At 51.6% G+C, this 19,253-nt stretch carries 18 protein-coding genes and 1 pseudogene; 1 reads left to right on the top strand and 18 read right to left on the bottom strand.

The annotated features are described in order from the left end of the window. Positions 1-24: 24 nt before the first annotated feature. From QZT18_RS02025 to QZT18_RS01975, 11 genes are all read right to left on the bottom strand, one after another. The gene (locus tag QZT18_RS02025) at positions 25-1,518 is read right to left on the bottom strand and encodes an acetaldehyde dehydrogenase (acetylating) (protein ID WP_366925779.1); all 1,494 of its coding nucleotides are present in this window, start codon (positions 1,516-1,518) and stop codon (positions 25-27) included. Between the two features lie 34 nt (positions 1,519-1,552). Beyond that, entirely contained in the window at positions 1,553-2,206 is a 654-nt protein-coding gene (gene eutL / locus QZT18_RS02020) for an ethanolamine utilization microcompartment protein EutL (RefSeq protein ID WP_294143811.1), read from the bottom strand. A gap of 80 nt (positions 2,207-2,286) precedes the next feature. Continuing rightward, complete coding sequence (gene eutC / locus QZT18_RS02015) at positions 2,287-3,252, bottom strand: ethanolamine ammonia-lyase subunit EutC (RefSeq protein ID WP_294143810.1); 966 nt, start codon at positions 3,250-3,252, stop codon at positions 2,287-2,289. Positions 3,253-3,256: 4 nt separating this feature from the next. Continuing rightward, the gene (locus tag QZT18_RS02010; RefSeq protein ID WP_294143809.1) at positions 3,257-4,630 is read right to left on the bottom strand and encodes an ethanolamine ammonia-lyase subunit EutB; all 1,374 of its coding nucleotides are present in this window, start codon (positions 4,628-4,630) and stop codon (positions 3,257-3,259) included. Between the two features lie 142 nt (positions 4,631-4,772). After that, entirely contained in the window at positions 4,773-6,212 is a 1,440-nt protein-coding gene (locus QZT18_RS02005; RefSeq protein ID WP_294143808.1) for an ethanolamine ammonia-lyase reactivating factor EutA, read from the bottom strand. 466 nt (positions 6,213-6,678) lie between these two features. Continuing rightward, positions 6,679-7,491, bottom strand: coding sequence for a carbon-nitrogen hydrolase family protein (locus tag QZT18_RS02000; protein WP_294143807.1), 813 nt, complete (start codon positions 7,489-7,491; stop codon positions 6,679-6,681). Positions 7,492-7,562: 71 nt separating this feature from the next. Continuing rightward, positions 7,563-8,225: an RraA family protein gene (locus tag QZT18_RS01995; RefSeq protein ID WP_294143806.1), complete on the bottom strand. Its 663-nt coding sequence runs from the start codon at positions 8,223-8,225 to the stop codon at positions 7,563-7,565. 125 nt (positions 8,226-8,350) lie between these two features. Continuing rightward, positions 8,351-9,652: a TRAP transporter large permease gene (locus QZT18_RS01990; protein WP_294143805.1), complete on the bottom strand. Its 1,302-nt coding sequence runs from the start codon at positions 9,650-9,652 to the stop codon at positions 8,351-8,353. Next, on the bottom strand, positions 9,649-10,134 hold the full coding sequence (locus QZT18_RS01985; protein ID WP_294143804.1) for a TRAP transporter small permease: 486 nt from the start codon (positions 10,132-10,134) through the stop codon (positions 9,649-9,651). Before QZT18_RS01985 ends, QZT18_RS01990 begins: the two co-directional genes overlap by 4 nt. A 92-nt stretch (positions 10,135-10,226) precedes the next feature. Beyond that, a complete protein-coding gene (locus QZT18_RS01980) occupies positions 10,227-11,294 on the bottom strand; it encodes a TRAP transporter substrate-binding protein (protein ID WP_294143803.1) in 1,068 nt (355 codons plus the stop codon). Between the two features lie 251 nt (positions 11,295-11,545). Then, positions 11,546-12,289: a GntR family transcriptional regulator gene (locus QZT18_RS01975; protein ID WP_294143802.1), complete on the bottom strand. Its 744-nt coding sequence runs from the start codon at positions 12,287-12,289 to the stop codon at positions 11,546-11,548. Positions 12,290-12,345: 56 nt separating this feature from the next. On the opposite strand from QZT18_RS01975, the pseudogene QZT18_RS23440 reads away from it, so the two are divergent. Then, positions 12,346-12,414: pseudogene (locus QZT18_RS23440) on the top strand (DUF6783 domain-containing protein); the annotation flags it as partial. A 42-nt stretch (positions 12,415-12,456) separates the two neighbouring features. Here the strand turns inward: QZT18_RS23440 and QZT18_RS01970 are convergent. The 7 genes from QZT18_RS01970 to QZT18_RS01940 form a co-directional block, all read right to left on the bottom strand. Continuing rightward, positions 12,457-13,530 carry a sensor histidine kinase gene (locus QZT18_RS01970; protein ID WP_294143801.1) on the bottom strand — a complete coding sequence of 358 codons (1,074 nt, stop codon included), beginning with the start codon at positions 13,528-13,530 and terminating at the stop codon, positions 12,457-12,459. Further along, complete coding sequence (locus QZT18_RS01965) at positions 13,527-14,255, bottom strand: GAF and ANTAR domain-containing protein (protein WP_294143800.1); 729 nt, start codon at positions 14,253-14,255, stop codon at positions 13,527-13,529. Before QZT18_RS01965 ends, QZT18_RS01970 begins: the two co-directional genes overlap by 4 nt. Positions 14,256-14,716: 461 nt before the next feature. Further along, entirely contained in the window at positions 14,717-15,529 is an 813-nt protein-coding gene (locus QZT18_RS01960; protein ID WP_294143799.1) for a carbon-nitrogen hydrolase family protein, read from the bottom strand. 24 nt (positions 15,530-15,553) lie between these two features. Further along, positions 15,554-16,840, bottom strand: coding sequence for a TRAP transporter large permease (locus QZT18_RS01955; RefSeq protein WP_294143798.1), 1,287 nt, complete (start codon positions 16,838-16,840; stop codon positions 15,554-15,556). Continuing rightward, entirely contained in the window at positions 16,837-17,313 is a 477-nt protein-coding gene (locus QZT18_RS01950) for a TRAP transporter small permease (RefSeq protein WP_294143797.1), read from the bottom strand. Before QZT18_RS01950 ends, QZT18_RS01955 begins: the two co-directional genes overlap by 4 nt. Before the next feature lie 21 nt (positions 17,314-17,334). After that, a complete protein-coding gene (locus QZT18_RS01945; protein ID WP_294143796.1) occupies positions 17,335-18,408 on the bottom strand; it encodes a TRAP transporter substrate-binding protein in 1,074 nt (357 codons plus the stop codon). Between the two features lie 91 nt (positions 18,409-18,499). Continuing rightward, positions 18,500-19,237 carry a creatininase family protein gene (locus QZT18_RS01940; protein ID WP_294143795.1) on the bottom strand — a complete coding sequence of 246 codons (738 nt, stop codon included), beginning with the start codon at positions 19,235-19,237 and terminating at the stop codon, positions 18,500-18,502. Positions 19,238-19,253: the final 16 nt, after the last annotated feature.

The raw sequence follows: 19,253 nt of genomic DNA, 5'->3' as shown, positions 1-19,253 counted from the left end.
AATATTGTTTTACTGTTTTCTTAATTAGTGTTTCGCCCGCAGCCGTGCAATGACTGCGCGTGTGATTGCTTCTATGTCTTCTTCCCCCAAATCCTCCGTGCAGGACGGCGCAGCCGAAGAACAGGAACACTCTGCCGGAGCGCTTTCCCTCAAATCTTCCAGCTCGCAGAGGCCGTATGCCACGCGTCGGATATTGATCAGGTTGAGCGGTGTAATATTATCTGAAGTTGCGCTGCCTCCGACGGCTCCGCAGCCCAGTGTCAGCGCCGGGGCAAGTCCCGTTGTGGCTCCCACGCCGCCGAGCGCTCCCGCCGTATTGACAAGAATACGGGAAACCGGCTTTTTGAGGGCAAATTCCCGGACTACTTCTTTATTTTTTGTGTGCAGTGTCATCGTGTGGCCGGCTCCCTCATTTTGAAGTATCCTGATGCAGAGTTCACATGCCTCTTCCCAGCTCTCTACTACAAAGTAAGCCAGAATCGGACAGAGCTTTTCACGGGAGTACGGGTTCTTCTTGCTGACATTAGCCGGATCCTGACGTGAAACCAGAAGACGTGTCCCTTCCGGAATCCGGATTCCCGCCATGTCGGCAATCTTTTCAGCCGTTTTTCCTACAATCTTCGGATTCATTGTGCCGTTGGCACGGAGCAGAAAACCCGAAAGCTGATCCGACTGTTCCTGTGTCAGGAAATAGCCTCCCTGCAGTTTCAGCTCTTCCTCCACCTGGCTCGTGATGCAGCGTTCTGTGACGATTGACTGTTCTGAAGCACAGATTGTGCCGTTGTCAAATGTTTTCGAGTCCATAATGCGTCGGATCGCCGCCGGAATATCGGCCGTGTGCTCAATGTAGGAAGGACCGTTGCCCGGCCCAACCCCCAGGGCCGGATTGCCGGAAGAATATGCGGCATGTACCATGGCCTCTCCGCCTGTGGCAAGGATGATGCTGACATCCGGGTGTTTTAAGAGGGTGTCCGTCGCCTCCATGGTCGTGAGACTGACGCAGCATACCGTTCCCTCCGGCGCGCCCGCTCGCTCGGCCGCTTCCTTTATAATTTTATATGTCTCTGTGATACAGTTTTTAGCTCCCGGATGGGGGCTGATTACAATGGCGTTTCCCGCCTTGATGGATATGATGCTCTTATACATTGCCGTTGAGGTGGGATTGGTGGATGGAATCAGAGCGGCCACAACTCCCATCGGCACACCGATTTCGCAGACTCCCCTGTCCTTATCCTCCCTTAAAACGCCTACCGTTTTCATATCCTTTACGGACTCCCAGGTAATCCGGCTGCCCAGTGTGTTTTTCAGGACCTTGTCCTCCCACTTGCCGAATCCCGTCTCCTGTACCGCCATTTTAGCCAGTTTCTCTGCATGCTCCATACATGCTGCGGCAATCGCCGCACAAATCGCATCCAGTTTTTCCTGAGGAAATGTGGAGAGTGTTTTCTCCGCCTCTTTTGCACGGGCTACCAAATCCCGCACTTCCTGGATGGATTGTAAATCACGATCCAATGTCAATCTGATCACGTCCTTTCTGTACATTCCTTATTTCTCAGTATGCCAGCGGCTCCTCGGCTATCCGGCATACCGTCTCCGCAAATACCTCGCACGCTGCAAGGCAGGCCGCCTGGCTTCCGCAGAGCAGGCCTCCCGCAAAGTTGGTCTCGGTCGGCGGGCCGTAATACGTTTTAAGCTCCACATCGGCCGCTTTAAGCGCCGCGTCCAGCCCTACCGTGGCTTCCAGGGGCGGGGCAATCAGATAGGCCATTGCCGTTCCCTCCGGTACCCCTGCCTGGGCGGACAGATAAGAACCGGTCCGTGAGATGCAGTGGGCAAAGTAGACGATGGAACCGTCCTCATTGGCCGTATAAAAATGTGCCTCGTTTTCAATATAGGCAATCGCAGCCTCCAGCCCGCTTCTGACCTCTTCCGGATTCGGGCCTGATAAAATGCCGATAAACTCTCCGGCAAGAGCCGTATTTGCGTTGGCAGAACCTGCATACATGCTCTTTGCGTATGCAACCGATACATCAGCCTTTTTCGTAGCCTCATCTAACGCTGCATAAGATACGTCGTCGCAGTCCGTCGTAAAAATGCCGAGACTGCGATCCTCCGGACGGATGTCCAGGTTCGCACGCAGCATCGGATCGGCATTTGGGAGAATGCGTACGCCGAGCACCTGCGTGCCGATTTGTTTTGAAATCATGTTTCACCTCCCGCCTTCGAGAACCAGTGTCATGTTTAAAAATTGCTTTCTGGCAGCTATGCGCCACACTTTGTGGGAGTCTACTTTTTCAAATCCACTCCGCTGGCCTGTTTTTCAAGAATCAGCGCCAGCAAATCTACAATGTAAGCTCCGGCCTCTACCGCCGGGACGCCGTCCTTATGGATGTTGGAAACAACGGTTCTCCTTGCCTCCGGCATTCCCACTTCAGCGTGATAGGCGATATAGGCGCTCATACTCTCCGCCGTTGCCAGTCCGGGACGTTCGCCGATGAAGGAGCAGACCACCTTCGCTCCCACCAGTTCCGAAATCCGGTCCTGGGCTCCTACGCGCCCGTATTTCACAAAGATTGGTGTTCCTGCCGTCAGTCCCTTTTCCTTCAGTCCCTCCATCACAACAGGCAGGATACGCGCCGCATTGGCTTCGATGGCAGAGGAGGAAAGTCCGTCGCTGATAATGATCTGTACATCCGGATGAGAGACACATTTTTCTTTGATATATGCCTTTGTCTCCTCATCAAAATCCCGCCCTAAATCAGGTCTTGTAAGAAAATTGTTTTTGTCGGTACAGCATGTGACCACCGAAAACAGCCCAAGCTTTTGAATCAGTCCCTCACTGACATCCATGAGCACCGCATCCCTCGCCGCGGCGTGATCGGCGCGAAGTGTCAGGAGCGTCTTTGTCTTCAGCCTCGGACCCGAGCGGCCGACGCCGATGCGGGCCGTCGTTTTGCCAATCATCCGCCGCAGGGCATCGGGATCCTGTGGATTTTCCAGAAGCGGCGCTTTTCTGTCCGGCTCCGGCGCAGGCTCTGAAATCAGGCCATCTCCGGCGGCTTTCCCATCCGGTTTTCCCGGCGGCATGCTGCCTGCAACCTCTTCTAAATCTTTTTTCGCTTTCTGCCTGGCCGCTTCCCGGGCGGCGGCCTCCGACTTGGCCCGCAGGTTTCCGCTTTCAAATCGCCCATCTCCCTGCAGTTCAGAAAGGATTTCTTCCGCAATCCGGTCTATCTCTGTCTGCCTCAGCATGCGCTCACCGTCCTCTCTTCGTAAATATCGTCGGATCCCCGGCCAGTTTTGTCAGCCTGCCGTTTTCCATAATTCCCATCCGTTCCAGCCACCGCTCAAATGCGGGAATGGGACGCAGCCCCAGTATTTCCCTGATTGTGCCGATATCATGATAGGCGTTCGTCTGATAATTGAGCATGATATCGTCACTGGTCGGCACGCCCAGAATATAGTTGACTCCGGCCGCTCCCAGGAGGAGGGACAGGTTTTCAATATCATTCTGATCCGCCATCATATGGTTTGTATAACAGCAGTCACAGCCCATGGGCAGCCCGGAAAGTTTTCCCATAAAATGGTCTTCCAGCCCGGCTCTGATTACCTGTTTGGAATCATACAGATATTCCGGCCCGATGAATCCTACCACCGTATTCACCATAAAAGGATGGTACTTTCTTGCAAAGGCATAGCACCTGGCTTCCATCGTCACCTGATCCGCTTCCCAATGCGCATTTGAGGACAGCTCGCTTCCCTGTCCGGTCTCAAAATACATCACATTCGGCCCGGCCGCCGTTCCGTGGGTGCGCAGAAGGTCTAACGCCTCCTCCACGGTTTCCGATGAGAATCCAAAGGCCCGGTTGCCCTTTTCACTTCCTGCAATCGACTGGAAAATCATGTCGCAGGGCGCTCCCTGACGGAGAGCCTCTATCTGGGTTGTGATATGGCCGAGCACGCAGATTTGTGTGGGAATTTCCAGAGAATTCCGCACCTCATCAAACCGCTTGAGAACCTCCGCCAGACTGGAAACCGTATCATTGACGGGGTTCAGCCCGATCAGGACGTCGCCGCAGCCGTATGAAAGTCCCTCAAACAGGGAGGCGGTGATTCCTTCCACATTATCGGTCGTATGGTTCGGCTGAAGCCGCGTTCCCATGATTCCCCGTTCGCCCACCGTTGTGTTGCAGCAGGCCGTGATGCGGATTTTACTGGCTCCGTATATCAAATCCATGTTTGTCATGAGTTTGCAGACGGCTGCAACCATTTCGGCCGTGAGGCCCCTGGAAATCCGGCGGATTGCGCTTTCATCGGCATCATAGGACAGCAGCCACTCCCTCAAATCACTGACCGTCCAGTTTTTGATTCCCTGATAAATCGTCTGGTTGAGGCCGTCGATGTTGATTCTCGTAACCTCATCTTCCTCATAGGGCGCCGCCGGATTCTCATACAGCTCCTTAAGCGTCATACCCGCGAGCACTTCCTTCGCGGCAATCCGTTCTATATCCGACTGCGCCGCCACGCCCGCCAGGATATCGCCGGACTTATGTTCTCCGGCCTTTGCCAGGACTTCCTTCACCGAACCGAAGGTGAAGGTCTGCCCCGATAGTATTGTTTTATATTGCATATGTACCTCCAAGGTTGTAGTTACTGTTTGCAAAACAGCGGCGCGCCGTTAAACTCGGGATTTTCACTCAAAATGCGAGTGAAAACACCTGCGGAATAGCGGCTGTGAATAGGAACTGTGAGTAACCTGTTCTCACATCCTGTTATCCAAAAATCAGGGTCTTTACAACCACCGGGATGACAAGTCCGTTCATAATGGGACGGCCGAAATCCACGAAATTGTTCTGTTCGGCCTTCACGGTATCCACCGCCACCACAGGCCTTTTCCCGGCCATTCTCTGCCGTATTATCTGCCCCAGGGCCTTGGCAATATCCGCCTGTACGATGAGAATCAGCGGGGCGTCACCGGGCAGCGCCCGTGAAAGCGCATCCGCCGTCACCGCGGCCAGCTTCTTCAGCTCCTGATAATCGGGATCGTTTCTGCCCTCCAGCGCCAGCACCATGCGCGACGCGTCGTTCTGCTCCAGAAACCACTTTGCTTTCTGATAGAGCGTCTCGCCGTCACCATTCCAGCACTGTGTTTCTTCTTCCCGTGTCAGCTTCAGCACCGGCACATTTTTCATTGGAAACAGCCCGTCCGTGTAGGCAATTGTGCTGCCGGAAATCGTGGTCGTATAACTCCCCGCTCCAATCACGGTAGCGCGTATCGTCTCGGCTGCGTCAATGACGCGGAACGCCTGGAACAAACGCCCCCGGCGGATTGCGTCACCTAACAGCACGCCAATATCCCCGTAGGCAAACGGTTCCCTGCCCGGCTGGTAGATACAGTCCGCAACGCCTCCCGAAAAGCAGACATAACGGACGGCCCGGTCGGCCGGAAGCTCAAACGGCGCAGAACCCTGCGTCCTGACTTCCTCCAGAAGAGGCGTGGCTTCCGAGGCTCCCAGCATCTGTTCCAGCACCTCGCTCATACCGTCACACAGCTTTTCTAAAACTTCCCGGGAGGCCGGTTCCCCTTCCCGGAGGCTCAGATGGCAGGCCCGCGCAATCCGCCCGGCGCTGGGACTCACGTAAGCAATCCTGCCCTGTTCGTCCACGGTTACCTGACGCCCTCCGATATCGAGGCATCCCCTTGCACGTACCTCTCCGCCGTCGAAAAGAACCACATTCGTCGTTCCCCCTCCGATGTCCAGGTTGACGACCACGGCTCCGTTTTCCTCTGAAAACCGTTCCGCCCCGCTCCCCTGGCCCGCAATCACGGATTCCAAATCGGGTCCGGCGGTCGACACCACGAAATCTCCTGCAAAACCGCTCAGCCGTTCCAATACCATCCGCGCATTCTCCTTGCGCGCCGATTCTCCGGTAATAATGACGGCCCCCGTTTCTACCTGTTCCGGCTTTACTCCGGCCGCCGCATATTCTTTTTCAATAATGATGCGAAGGGCGTCCCCATCGATCAGCGACTCATCAATCAGGGGCGTCCTGTAGACGGGACTCTGGTAGACGACTTCCTTGTCAATAATCGAGACGGCAGGCACTGAAAAATACCCGGCTGTATTTTCGACGGTCAGGCGGCTGAAAATCACCTGTGAGGTCGAGGTCCCAATATCAATTCCCGCGCTGAGCATCCGGGTATTTTCCATTACCCACTCTCCTTTCCGAAAGCGTATTTCACTGCTTTCAAACATCCTCAATCGGTAAAATCTTAAAAAGACAAAAAAGACCCAGAGTGCGGAACTGACGGTTCCTCACTCTGAGCCTTATTGCTGTCACACCATACCCTGTTGTATGATGAAAATATTCAATTCGGGATTACTGGAAATATATGTTTTCATTATATCGCCAGGGTATGCAGGATGTCAAGATGTATTTAGTTGTTCTGTTTGGGAACTGCCGCTACTATTCACAGCCAATATCCCGCGAGGTGTTTTTTGTGAGTGGAGCGCAGCGGAAGTCACAGAAAACCCGAGGATAGCGGCGCGAAACGGCGCTTTTTGCCGTTTCTGTGCATCGCGAAGCGTGTTACTGTTCGCGGAACTGCGTTTTTCAGCGGAGCCGTGAATAGTAACAAGGCGCCTCCGGCCGGCGTCCTCATTTCTCAGCTACCCCTCAGATTGTGTAAAGTTCCGGCCTCCGGTCTTTGTAAGCCGGTAATTTCGCCCTCACCTGTTCAATACGTTCCGTATCAATCTCGGCACAGATTAATGTCTCAACCTCTCCTGCGCTTGCGGTTACAACGCCCATCGGGTCAACCACCACGCTCTCTCCCATGCCGTTTACGCCAACCTGATCGCAGGCCACCATATATACGGTGTTCTCGATTGCCCTTGCGGAAATCAGCGTGCGGAATTGGGAGCTCTTAAGCGGCCCCGGCACCCATGCGGTCGGCATGATGATGATGTCTGCGCCTTTGGAACGCTGATACCGTGCCACCTCCGGGAACCGGACCTCATAGCATACGAAGAGGCCAATTTTTCCAAAGGGCGTGTCAATCGGCTCAAAGAACTTGCCGCCCGGCTTGTTATCATCGGATTCCTTATAGCCAAACGCATCATAAAGATGGGTTTTCCGGTAGGTGGATACAATTTCTCCGTTGCTGTCAATGACTACGGTGCAGTTATAGTTACGGTCATCCCCAGGATCTTCCACCTTCTCATTCATGCCGAAGATAATCCAGATTCCGTTATCACCCGCCAGTTTTCTCATCTCCGTCACAAACGGCCCGTCCAGAGTCTGGGCGGTTCCAAGGCAGACGGAACGATCCGTCCCCGTCGGAAAATGGCTCATAAAACATTCGGGGAAAATCATCATGTCCGGCTTATAAAGCTCCATGGCTTCGGCGACCGACTTCTTTGCATTTGCCAGGTTCTCTTCCGGCAGTCCCTTCTGCTCAAGCTGCGCTAAAACAAATTTACTTTTCATAGATTCTTACCTCTCTAATTGTCACTGTCCGAAGGCCCGCAAAAAGAAGTTCGCTGCGGACGAAACCGACATTACTCCACCTTGCTCAGTTCACCTATAGCTCCCTTAACCCCTTCTTTTACAAGGCGCTCCAGATTTACAAATTTATCTACATAGCCGCCTTCTGCAAAGTTTTCTCTCCATCTCACTTCATTGGCATCCATCGCCTTTGCCGCCTTTACCAGCTCCTCAAACTGGGCTGCCGGAGCGCAGATAACGCCGTCCACATCGCCGTAAACAATGTCACCCGGGCGCACTACGCAGCCGCCGCAGTTGACCGGCACGCCGTATTCGCCGTCAAGTCCCTTAAAGGTGTTTGTCACGCAGGCGCGCCCCGTGGAAAATACCGGGAATCCCATGGCGCGGATCGCTCTGGTATCGGTGTTGGGGCCGTCCACAACGATTCCCGCCATTCCCAGGGTTTTGGCGGATAACGCCACCATCTCGCCGAGGCAGGCAATCCGCTTGTCACCCATTCTGTCTATGACAATCATGGAGCCCTTCGGCGCCAGCTTCATTGCGTAGTAAAGCATTGCATTGTCCGTGCCCGGGAGACGGATGGTAAATGCCGGTCCGATGGCTTTAATTTCATCGCTGATTGGGTAAATTCCGGTCATGTACCCTCCCTGGACATGGTGTCCGATCTGGGCCGGATCCGTAGTAAGTGCAATTTCAAATAATTCGTTCTGTGTCATGATGTTTCTATCCTTTCTTTTCCTATATTTATTGTTTTATTCTCATCTCTTTTTTCGGCCGGACTATGGTATTTAACACTGCGGCTCACAGGCAGTATCCGGCGCGGAAGGCCCGCTCCAGCTCATCAGCCGCCGGCCAGAAGTCCCATAATCGTATTGGGAACAAATGTTGTAATCGCCGGAATCAGCGACGTCAGGATCAGCGCGATTCCCAGAGGTATGTACATTGGCACCACCGACTTGATAACCTTCTCCGAGGGCACGTTGGCAACGCGCGAGACCGCATAGATGCAAAGTCCGAACGGCGGAGTGCTCAGTCCAATCATCAGGTTCATGACCATCATCACGCCGATGTAAACGGGATCCATCCCGAATCCCTGCGTTATCTGAAGCACGATGGGAGCCGTCAGAATCAGGGCGCAGTTGCTTTCCATAAACATTCCCATAATCAACAGAATGATGTTGACGATTAGAATGACTGCAATCGGAACATTGGCCACCGGTCCCAGCAGGGCAATAATCTTGGCCGGAAGGTTTTCAAGCATCAGCGCTTTTGTAAAAATGCCGCCTGCCGTCATAATAACCATAATCGAGCTGACCGATTTGCACGTCTCCTTCACGCATTTCCAGAAACCGCGCCAGGTCAGTGAACGGTGGAAGATTCCCAAAAGCAGCATGTAAAGAACCGCCATACCGCCCGTCTCACCGGGGCTGAAGATACCGGAGAGCATGGTAATCAGAATTAAAACCGGGGCAATGGCAATCGGGAGGGCGCGCAGCAGTAATTCGCCCATGGACCGCTCTTCTTTTACCAGCGCTTTAGCCATCGGCGGGTTCACCAGTTTCTTCTTATCTACAAGAAGTACATAGAACAGAAGCATAAGGGACATCAGGATGCCCGGTCCCACGCCGCCAAGCAGCGACTTGACACTTGAAATCTGTGCAATCGTTGCATAAAGGACCAGCGGAATACTCGGCGGGAAGATAGGACCCACGGTGGAGGCGGCAATCGTCAGCGCCGCGCCGTAGTCTCTCTCGTATCCCTCTTCCTCCATTGAATCTACGAAAATCGGTCCCAGTCCGCAGACACCCGCGATGGCCGCTCCGGACATGCCGGCAAAAATCAGGCTCAGGACGACTGCGATACGGGAGGAATAACCGCGTTTTCCCTTTGACAGGGCGCGGGCAAAATCAAACGCCCTTGTGGTCTCCCCCAGTTCACTTACCAGGTTTCCCATCAGAATGAATGCAGGGACAGCCAGCAGAGAGAATGACATCGTGGACTGGTAGAACGAATAGGCTACCAGTGAAAGTGAAGTTCCCGACACAATATAATAGACAATTGCGGGCAGGCCCATGGCAACCACTATCGGCGCCCCTACGGCCAGCAGGCCCACAAAGCCAAGCAGCAGTAAAATCATATTCATGCTTTCTGTGCCCTCCTCTCCTTAAATATTTCAAACAGGCTGATGCATTCCTGTATAATCCACATGGCAGACCCCAGCACAATCAGATAATGTACATAGCGGATCGGAATATGGCACGCGGCCGTCGTCAGTTTCATTGTTGTGGGAATCAGCAGGGACTCACTGTAAATGACAAATGCGCAGTATATAATGCAGATTGTCTTCCCCGCCACATCCATGTAAAACTTTAATTTAGGCCAAATCTGGAAAAGAATTTCCAGCTGCAGGTGGGCTCCCTCTTTTTCACACTGTGCCAGATAGCAGAAAATCAGGCCGACAAAGCACAGTTCCGCAACCTCCTCACTCCAGGTTGTCGAATATCCTAAAAAGGTACGGCAGAAAATCTGAATATCGAGAGCTGCGATGATGATGATACACCAAACCCCGCTTATGCCACTGATAAAGTTTCTGAATGCATTCCACGCTTTACCCAGTATTGACATATTGATTTCTCCTTTTCATTCAAAGCGGTGTTACTGTTCACCCCGTGGACAGTAACAAAATAGTAACGTCAGGCGGAACATGAACCCTGATTTTACTTGACTGCGCGGATCAGATCCGGCATCTCTTCCCAGTCATCGCTGAAATAGTCGTAAACGCTCTCGGCCGCTTCTTTAAATGCCGCCATATCGAGGCCGCTGCTCTCATCAATAATCTCCATTCCGTTGTCTTCACAGATTTTCTTATATTCCTCCACTTTACCGAGGATGTACTCGTCCATATAAGCGGATGCGTCATAAGCGGCCTGCAGTACTGCCTGCTGCTGATCCGGAGTCAGTCCTTCATAAGTGTTTCTGTTCATCCAAAGGCCATGGTTCGTCGGCAGATGGTTTGTCTCCATGCAGTACTTCTGAACCTCATATAAGGCATTAGTCACGATTACGGAATACGGATTCTCCTGTCCGTCGATTACATTGGTAATCAGCGCCGTCGCCACCTCGGAAAATGCCATCGGGGTTGCCGCCGCGCCGAAGGCGGTGAAAAGCTGCTGATAGAGGTCGGATGGAACCACGCGGATCTTCGCGCCCTTCATATCACTCAGGTTCTTAATCGGGAAGTTACATGTAATCTGGCGGTAACCGGAGTTAAAACTGCTGAGCAGCATAACGCCGTCATCCTCCAGCGCCTCGTTAATTACCTTCAGCGGTTCCGAGTTGAACGGATCAAATACGGCGAGCCTGTGATCGGCATCCCTGTAAATGTAAGGCGCATCAAATGCTCCCAGCCTGCTGTCCAGATCGCCTGCCGACGACGGGACATACTGGATGAAATCGCAGATACCGGCCTGCAGCGGCTGAATATCGTATCCGCACAGGGTATTGTTAAAATACAAATCGACCTGGATATGGCCTTTTGTATATTCCTTCACAAGATCGGCAAATTTCTGTTCCCACATACCGGCTGGTGAATCCTCCGAGTTCTGATCCGTAAACTTTAATATCTTATCCGGAGTGGAAACCTCCTCCACTTCTCCCGACGCTTCCGCCGCCGCAGTCGGGGCTGCCGCCGGGGCGCTCCCTCCGCCTCCGTTTCCGCTTCCACAACCTGCCAGTAAACTCCCCAGCATCGCTACAGTCAGTGTCAATGCTAACCCTCTCTTCATACCTTTTCTTCCTTTCTTTCGTTAAAATGTCTCCGGAGCCTTCTCACTGTTCTCCTTGTTTCCCCCGGAAATCCCCTTCTTTCTCATTTGTTTTTGGAATTCGGTGTTCGGTATACCAAAAATATGTCAAATAAAAGAAGGAAATATCAATTTCCGTTTGACCACATTATATACCCATCTCATTTATTTTGCCACTAAAGTTTCAGAAAATATCTTTTTTCTCTATTTTTGACAAAATATTCCCTAAAACTTTAGTTACTTTTAATAAACTCTTCTTTAATTTCCGCATCGCCGTCCTGCGGATCAAAATTCAGCCGCTCCGGTATGACGAGAAGGCGCTTCTTCCAGGAACCGTAATGAATATGGAGCAGCTCCTTGCCTTTTTCCAGGTCCCCTTCTTCCACGCTGTTTAGAATTCCGATGTGATCGGCGGCAAAATTCCTTCCCCCGTGCATACTGTACTTCATGCTCAGCACGGACGAACGGACCACCTTCTCACTGATGCTGTCCTGGATCTTAATCAACTGGCTGTTGCCGGTAATACGGGCAAAGTAGTTGTGGAAATTGGTGTCCATCTTCATCAGGGTGTAGTAGTCATTGGCATTGCGCACGGCAAAAAGATCCATCTCCTCAATAATTTTCCGAAGATGGCCGATATGTGCCGGAGTCACCTTTGGAAAAGCCAGTTCAAAACACAGGATATCCAGAGGTTCACGTATCTCGAATAACTCCAGGATGTCTCTCCACAGAAGAACCGCAATCTTACGGTTCTTTCCGGCCTGTTCAATCCACCCCTCATTTTCCAGTGAGCGCAGTGCATCGCGCAGCGGAGTTCTGCTGACATCCAGGAGCTTTGAATATTCTCTCTCATTGATAACCGTTCCCGGCTTAATCTGACCGGTGATAATCAAAAGCTTGAGCTGATTATATATTTTAGAACTGTATAACTCATTTTTTTCGATTCTCTCGATCTTTGTATCAATTTCAGGTAACATAAGCGCTCCCTTTTCCCATTTGTTTGCAGTTCAGCCTAGAGTGTGTTTGAAAATTCATTCGGGACAAATCTCCCACAAAGTGTGACGCACAGCTGTCAGAAAGCAATTTTCAAACACACTCTAAAGAAAACTGTAACGATCATTATACTATTCCCCGCCTTTGCTTGTCAATCAACGATCTGGCAGGTCCGGAAATCGAATGTGGCGGAGGTCCCCTCCTTGTCCGATGTGAGGTAGAGTTTGCCGCCCAGCTTGCCGCGGACCGTCATCCTGACGAGTGACATGCCGAAACCGAGACTGTCCTCCCCGTTAAAATCAAATCCGGTACCGTCATCCTGAACGGTGATGGAGGAATACATCTCTCCTTTTTTCATAATCACTTTTAACCGGCCGCCCGCAAGCCCGGTAAACGCATGCTTATAGGCATTGGAGACGAGTTCGTTGACCACCAGGGCGATATCGGTTGCCTTCTCCTGGTCCACCGTCAGGTCGTCTCCTTCCAGGACAAGACTTACGGATGTCCCCGCCTCATAGAGAAGCGTCAGATTCTGCCTGAGTTTTTCCAGGAACGGTTTCAGGGGTACGGGGCCGTTCTCTCCATAGGTCAGAAGCTCATTAATTGAGGCAATGCTAAGAACGCGGGCCGTATTTTCCCGGAAGGCCTGTCTCACTTCTTCGTTCTCCGTATTGCGTGCCTGGATATTCATGATGCTCGCAATGAGCTGAAGGTGGTTTTTTACGCGATGATGGACTTCACGGCGGGCCGCATCCTCCGGTGACACCTGGATGAGATCCTGCTTTTCCATCCTGCGCGCCAGCGCTTCATACTTCTGTTCCTGTTTTATATCGCGGCTCACATCGCGCTCGCCGATCAGCACGCCGATTAATTTTCCGTCCTCATCCGTTACAGGCACCACATCCTGGCGCACGGTCCGCTCTTCCTGGGTGACGGCCTTGATATCGCGCACCGGGGAATTCGTCTCCATGGCGCGGTAGACAGCCGGTTCATCCTCCCGTTTGGCATAACAGCCTACCACGCTTTTCTGGTAGGAGGAGGGCATATGTCCCGGACCCGCCTGCGCCGCAACGAACATCCTGCCGTCGGAGGGCTGCATGCAGTCTATAAACAGATCGGCTCCGGCCAGATCGGCCATCAGCGGCAGAACGGCCTCGATCTGCTCCAGCTTATGAAATGCCGCTTCACTGAGCTGTGCACGGCTTACCACCTCATCCCGGTTCATGTCATCCCTCCCTGTTCCAGCAGTTGTCTGGCCGCTTCATTGACCGAAACCTTCCGTCTATTTGCCTCCTGTGAGAGCAGCCTGTAAGCTTCCAGTTCGGTAATCTTTTTTTGCTTCATCAAAAGCTCCTTTGCCCGCACCGCTGCATCCCGTCTCATCTCGCGTTCCAGGATGGCTCTGGCAATTGTCAGAATAGGCACCCGTTTCTGCATGGCCGTTTTCTGCATTTCACGGTAAGCATCGGACTCAGAAATATTCTTTTCTTTTGCAAGTTTCCCCTTGGCCTGCTCAATCGTCTTATTCTCTTCCAGACGCCGGCGGGCGTCCTCAACCTCCGCGCGCGTCTTTAAAAGCCTCTGTCCCTGAGCCCAGGCCACTTCCAGAGCCGGTTTCAGCATTCTCGGCTCAATCGGTTTTACCAGATAGCCCGAGACGCCGGCGCGTCCCGCCCTGGCAATAAATTCTTCGTCTGCAAAAGCCGTACAGATAACAACACAGCCTGCAAGCTCCTCTTCGATAATCGTCTCCGCGGCCGTCAGCCCGTCAAAAAGAGGCATCTCAAGATCCAAAAGCACCATATCGGGATGCTTTTGGCGGCAGAGTTCCACGGCGTCGAATCCGTCCTCTCCCTCCGCCACTACATTAAAATCCAGTGATTCCAGCATCTGGCACAAGTCCAGGCGGATAATCGGCTCATCGTCCACTACTATAATTGTACGCTGCATTTCCCCTCATCCCCAATCACGCAGCCGTTTTGCACCTCTTAGAATACATCATGGCTGTACCGTAAAAAATTAAATCCTCTGTTATGATTATATCGTTGTTTTTCATTGGTTGTCAATTACATGTCCGGCCGGGATAAAGAGTTCTGAAGACAACTCTGATACACCTGACACTGCTGAACATTTATATTATACATCTTCGTACAAAAATGCGCGCTCCCGGACGGCTCTTTTACTGATCCATAGCTGTGAAAAATATCAATGCATCTCGATATTAGTTATTTCAGACAACTGCCCAAACTGACTTTTATATTTATCCTGCCCATCACAATCAGGACCGCTGAAACGAGAATGCAGGTTATTCAAATGACAGTACGCAAATTAATCTTTGCCCCGTAAATATGAAAAAGGTGCTTCCCGTTCATCAGAAGCACCTTCCATTCATATAGCCGGCCGATTGTAAATCAGATCGTATAAAGTTCCGGGCGGCGGTCCTTATAAGCCGGTAATTTTGCCCTTACCTGCTCAATGCGCTCCGAATCAATCTCGGCGCAAATCAGAGTCTCCACCTCACCGGCGCTTGCAACCACAACGCCCATCGGGTCAACCACCACGCTTTCCCCCATACCGTTTGCTCCGACCTGATCGCAGGCCACCATATAAACGGTGTTCTCGATTGCCCGTGCGGAAATCAGAGTCCGGAACTGGGAACTTTTTAACGGCCCCGGCACCCATGCGGTCGGCATGATGATGATATCAGCGCCTTTCGAACGCTGGTAGCGGGCAACCTCAGGAAACCTTACTTCGTAGCATACGAAGAGACCAATTCTTCCGAATGGGGTGTCAATCGGCTCAAAAAACTTGTCTCCCGGCTTGTTGTCATCCGACTCCTTATAACCGAACGCATCATAAAGATGTGTTTTCCGGTAAGTGGATACAATCTCACCCTCACTGTCGAGCACCACGGTACAATTATAATTGCGGTCATCCTCCGGATCCTCCACTTTCTCGTTCATGCCGAAGATAATCCAGAGCCCGTTGTCTTTGGCAAGTTTTCTCATCTCAGACACAAACGGCCCTTCCAGGATCTGTGCGGTCCCGAGGCAGACGGCGCGTTCGGTTCCCATTGGAAAATGGCTCATAAAGCACTCGGGAAATATCATCATGTCCGGCTGATAGAGTTCTTTCGCCGTGGCAACCGCTTTCTTTGCGTTTTCCAGGTTCTCTCCCGGCAGCCCCTTCTGCTCAAGCTGCGCTAAAACAAATTTACTTTTCATAGATTCTCACCTTTCGAATACATTTTAGCTAATCTGCCCCAGAATCCTGGGCAGGAAGAGCGTAATCTGCGGAATATAGGTTACTAATAAAAGCGTAATGACACTGGCAACGATGTACGGAACAACCGGTTTTACAATATCCTTTACCTGGATTCCCGATACGCCGCAGGCCACATACAGGTTACAGCCAACCGGCGGAGTAACCATACCGATGGCAACGTTCATAACCAGCACAACGCCGAGAACCACCGGGTTATAACCAAGCTGTAAAGCAACCGGCAGGAAAATCGGGACGAAAATGTACATAATCGAGTTGCCGTCAATAAAGCATCCTGCAATCAGTATAACAATATTTACAACAATCAGGAAGATCACCGTGTGTCCTCCCGAAATCTGGACAACAAAATTGGACAGTGCATTGGAAATACCAGAAACCGACAGCACCCAGCTCATTAAAGCCGCATTGCCGACCGTCCACATAACCGCTCCGGTCTGCTTTCCGGAGTCCACGACGATTGCCAGTAATTCTTTGACACGCAGTGTCCTGTAGATAAATACGCCGACTAAAAGCCCATATACTGCTGCGACGGCGGCGGCCTCTGTCGGCGTAAAGATTCCTCCATAGATTCCGCCCAGGATGATAACGGGCATCATCAGCCCCCAGAAGGCATCCTTAAACGCTTTCCATCGTTCCGCCGCACTTGCTTTCGGAGCGCGCAGAAGACTGCTTTTGCGGGTCACCCACATCGATGCTGCAAACAGGGAGAAACCCATTAAAAGCCCGGGTACAATCCCGGCCATAAAAAGTGTACCCACCGATACATTCGCAATGGAACTGTAAACAACAAAGGAAATCGACGGCGGTATGATAATTCCAATACCTCCGGCCGTGGCCATCAGCGCCGATGCATCACCCTTTGAGTATCCGACGGCCGTCATAGCCGGGATAATGATTCCGCCGAGGGCCGCCACCGTGGCGGGACCCGAACCGGAAATTGCCGCGAAGAAACAGGCTACCAGTACGCATACCAGGGCCAGTCCTCCGTTAATGTGGCCGACAAAGGACTGGGCAAATGTAATCAGCTTAGTGGAAATTCCTGCTTTTTCCATGATGTTTCCGGCTAAGATAAAAAACGGGATGGCAAGCAGCAGGAATTTACTGATTGACGCATAGTAGTTGAACGGCACCATGGAAAGTCCCATTCCCGAAGTAAACAGTGCGGAAACGCTGGAAAGACACATGGCCGTTCCAATCGGCGCGCCGATGATAACGCAGAGGGAGAATACCCCAAGCATAATTACTGCTGTCATTTCTCTTCCTCCTCTGTATTTTTATATACCCTGACCATAAACTGAATGCTGCGGAACAGAATAAAAGCCAGACCGAACGGTACGAATGAACCATATACCCAGTTCGGAATTTTCAGGGCGATCGACAGGCTGCCGATCTTCATCTGGCTCCGTACCATGGTAATTCCCGTATACAGTAATACGGAAGCGGCCGCACAGGTAAGCCCCGTATCAATGATTAAAAATACTTTTTTCATCCCCGGCTTCATCATCCCGGTAATCAGATCCAGCGTATAGTGGCTGTTCTCTTTACTCGCCAGCGCGCCTCCCATCGTGGAGAGCAGAACAAACATCGCGCAGACGAGTTCTTCTGTAAAGGAGAAAGAGAAGTGGAGCACATATCTGGAAATAACGCCCAGGAAAACCAGTGTAAGCATGGTCAGCATTACAATCGTAACAATAACCGATTCAAAATTAATTGAATTTTTTTTCATAGAGTCCCCTTCGTCTATATTTTATTCAACTCCCCAGGCCGTGCAGGCTTCCGGTCCAACAATCTTTTTGTACTCTTCGATGGTCGGAGCGGCGCCTCCTTTAAATGCCTCTAACTCTTCTGCGGTCGGAACGTAAATGTTTACGCCATAGTCAATCATGGCCTGTTTGACCTCAGCCTCCGTCTTGCTCATATAATCGCGTCCCCACTTTGCCGCTTCGGTTGCGCATTCCTGAAGGAGAGCCTGTGTATCCGGGCTCAGTTTCTCCCATGCGGCCTGGTTCGCAAGGAAATCATAAAGTCCAAGCGTTGCATTGACCTCGGTTATGTAAGGCTGTACCTCGTGCATGGAACCGGAGTACAATGTCTGATAACCATTCATGTTTCCGTCTACCGCGCCGGTCTGTAACGCGGAGTAAAGTTCGGACCAGCTTAACTGCGTCGGATCTGCGCCGAGGGAACGCATCAGGGACATCTGAAGGTCACCGTAGGTACGCATTTTTAAATTCACCATATCGGCCGGTGTATGAAGCTCGCGCTTATTATTTGCAAACTGCATGATACCGTTGGGGAACGTGCTTAAATATACAACGCCGTATTTGGAAAACAGGTTTTTACTGAATTCGCCGCCGGTGGAATCGGCCTTTTCCCATGCCTGATCGTAATTTGCGAAGGTAAACGGTATTGAAGTTACCTGGAACGTCTGATCCACATCGGAGAAAGAATTCTCACTGATGATGGCAAGTTCGAATGCTCCGCCTGATATCATCATTTCTACATGGCGGACCATATCGCCGCCGCTTAACTGACAGTTGGGAAAACGGTCAATCTGTACCTGTCCGCCGCTTTTCTCCTCAACCAGACGCTCAAACTCGATTGCGGTAAGACCGTCCATTCCCGTATCACCCGTTGCATAACTGAGTTTTAAAGAAACTTTATCATAGCTTTTTCCATCGGCGGCCGCGCTTTCACCGGATTTTTCCGCCTGTGGAGCTGCCGCCGCCTGGGTTGTCTGAGCAGGGGCGCTGCTGCTTCCGCATGCACAGAGATTTACTGCACATGCTGCCATTAATGCGATAGAAAGTATTTTTTTCATATCAATTTCTCCTTTTTTTCAGGGAAAATCCCCAAACCGTATTTTAACTGACCAAACTTTGAGTCCCGATTCAGGGACATACCCACATTATTTATTTTTCAAGATAATTTCTTACACAGTCTTCCATCTCGTTCAGCATCAGTTCCACGGCCTCCCTGCCCTTTTCGGCAGTGGCAACCTGCGCGTTGCCGAGTGTTCCCGTATCGGTCATACTGCAGTACGGAACACTTTTCATAATCGCCGGCCATTTATCATCAAACATCATTGGAGTATTCGGAGCCTTGGACATGTCCACCAGTTCCGGGTATAAGTACATCAGGACGGAGGTCTGCGCCTCGCTTGCATGTGCATGAGGAGCCGGTGTATCCCACATTCCTGTCTTATCGGACACGGCCGGAAGGTACTGCCATACTCCCACCTGTGCATATTTGATGCCATATTTAATTCTGGCGTCTTCCAAAACCTCATTTAACGGCTGGGTGTTGTGAAGGTGATTGTTCACAATGAAAAAGCTCTTAAAACCGAGGCGCACAAACTCTGCCACCATCTCGCTGTATACGGCCTTCAGAGTCTCCGCTGAGATTGCAATTGTTCCCGGAAAAGAAGTGAGGCTCTTGGACTGTCCTACCTCCAGGCAGGGACCGACAATTCCGTTTATACGCTCCGCCAGCATTTCCGACATCTTCTTTGCAACCAATATGTCTGCCCCCAGCGGGTTATGCGGGCCATAAACCTCACAGGCTCCCGACGGAAGAATAATTGTTTTTGCCGTTTTGCTTCTCTCTGCAAAATCACTCCATGACATGTCTCTTAATTTGTACTGCATCATACTTTCTCCTTTCAGA

The organism is uncultured Clostridium sp. (assembly GCF_900547735.1).
In the GTDB taxonomy this organism is placed as follows: Bacteria; Bacillota; Clostridia; order Lachnospirales; family Lachnospiraceae; genus Otoolea.
This window is presented reverse-complemented; position numbering and strand designations above follow the sequence as displayed.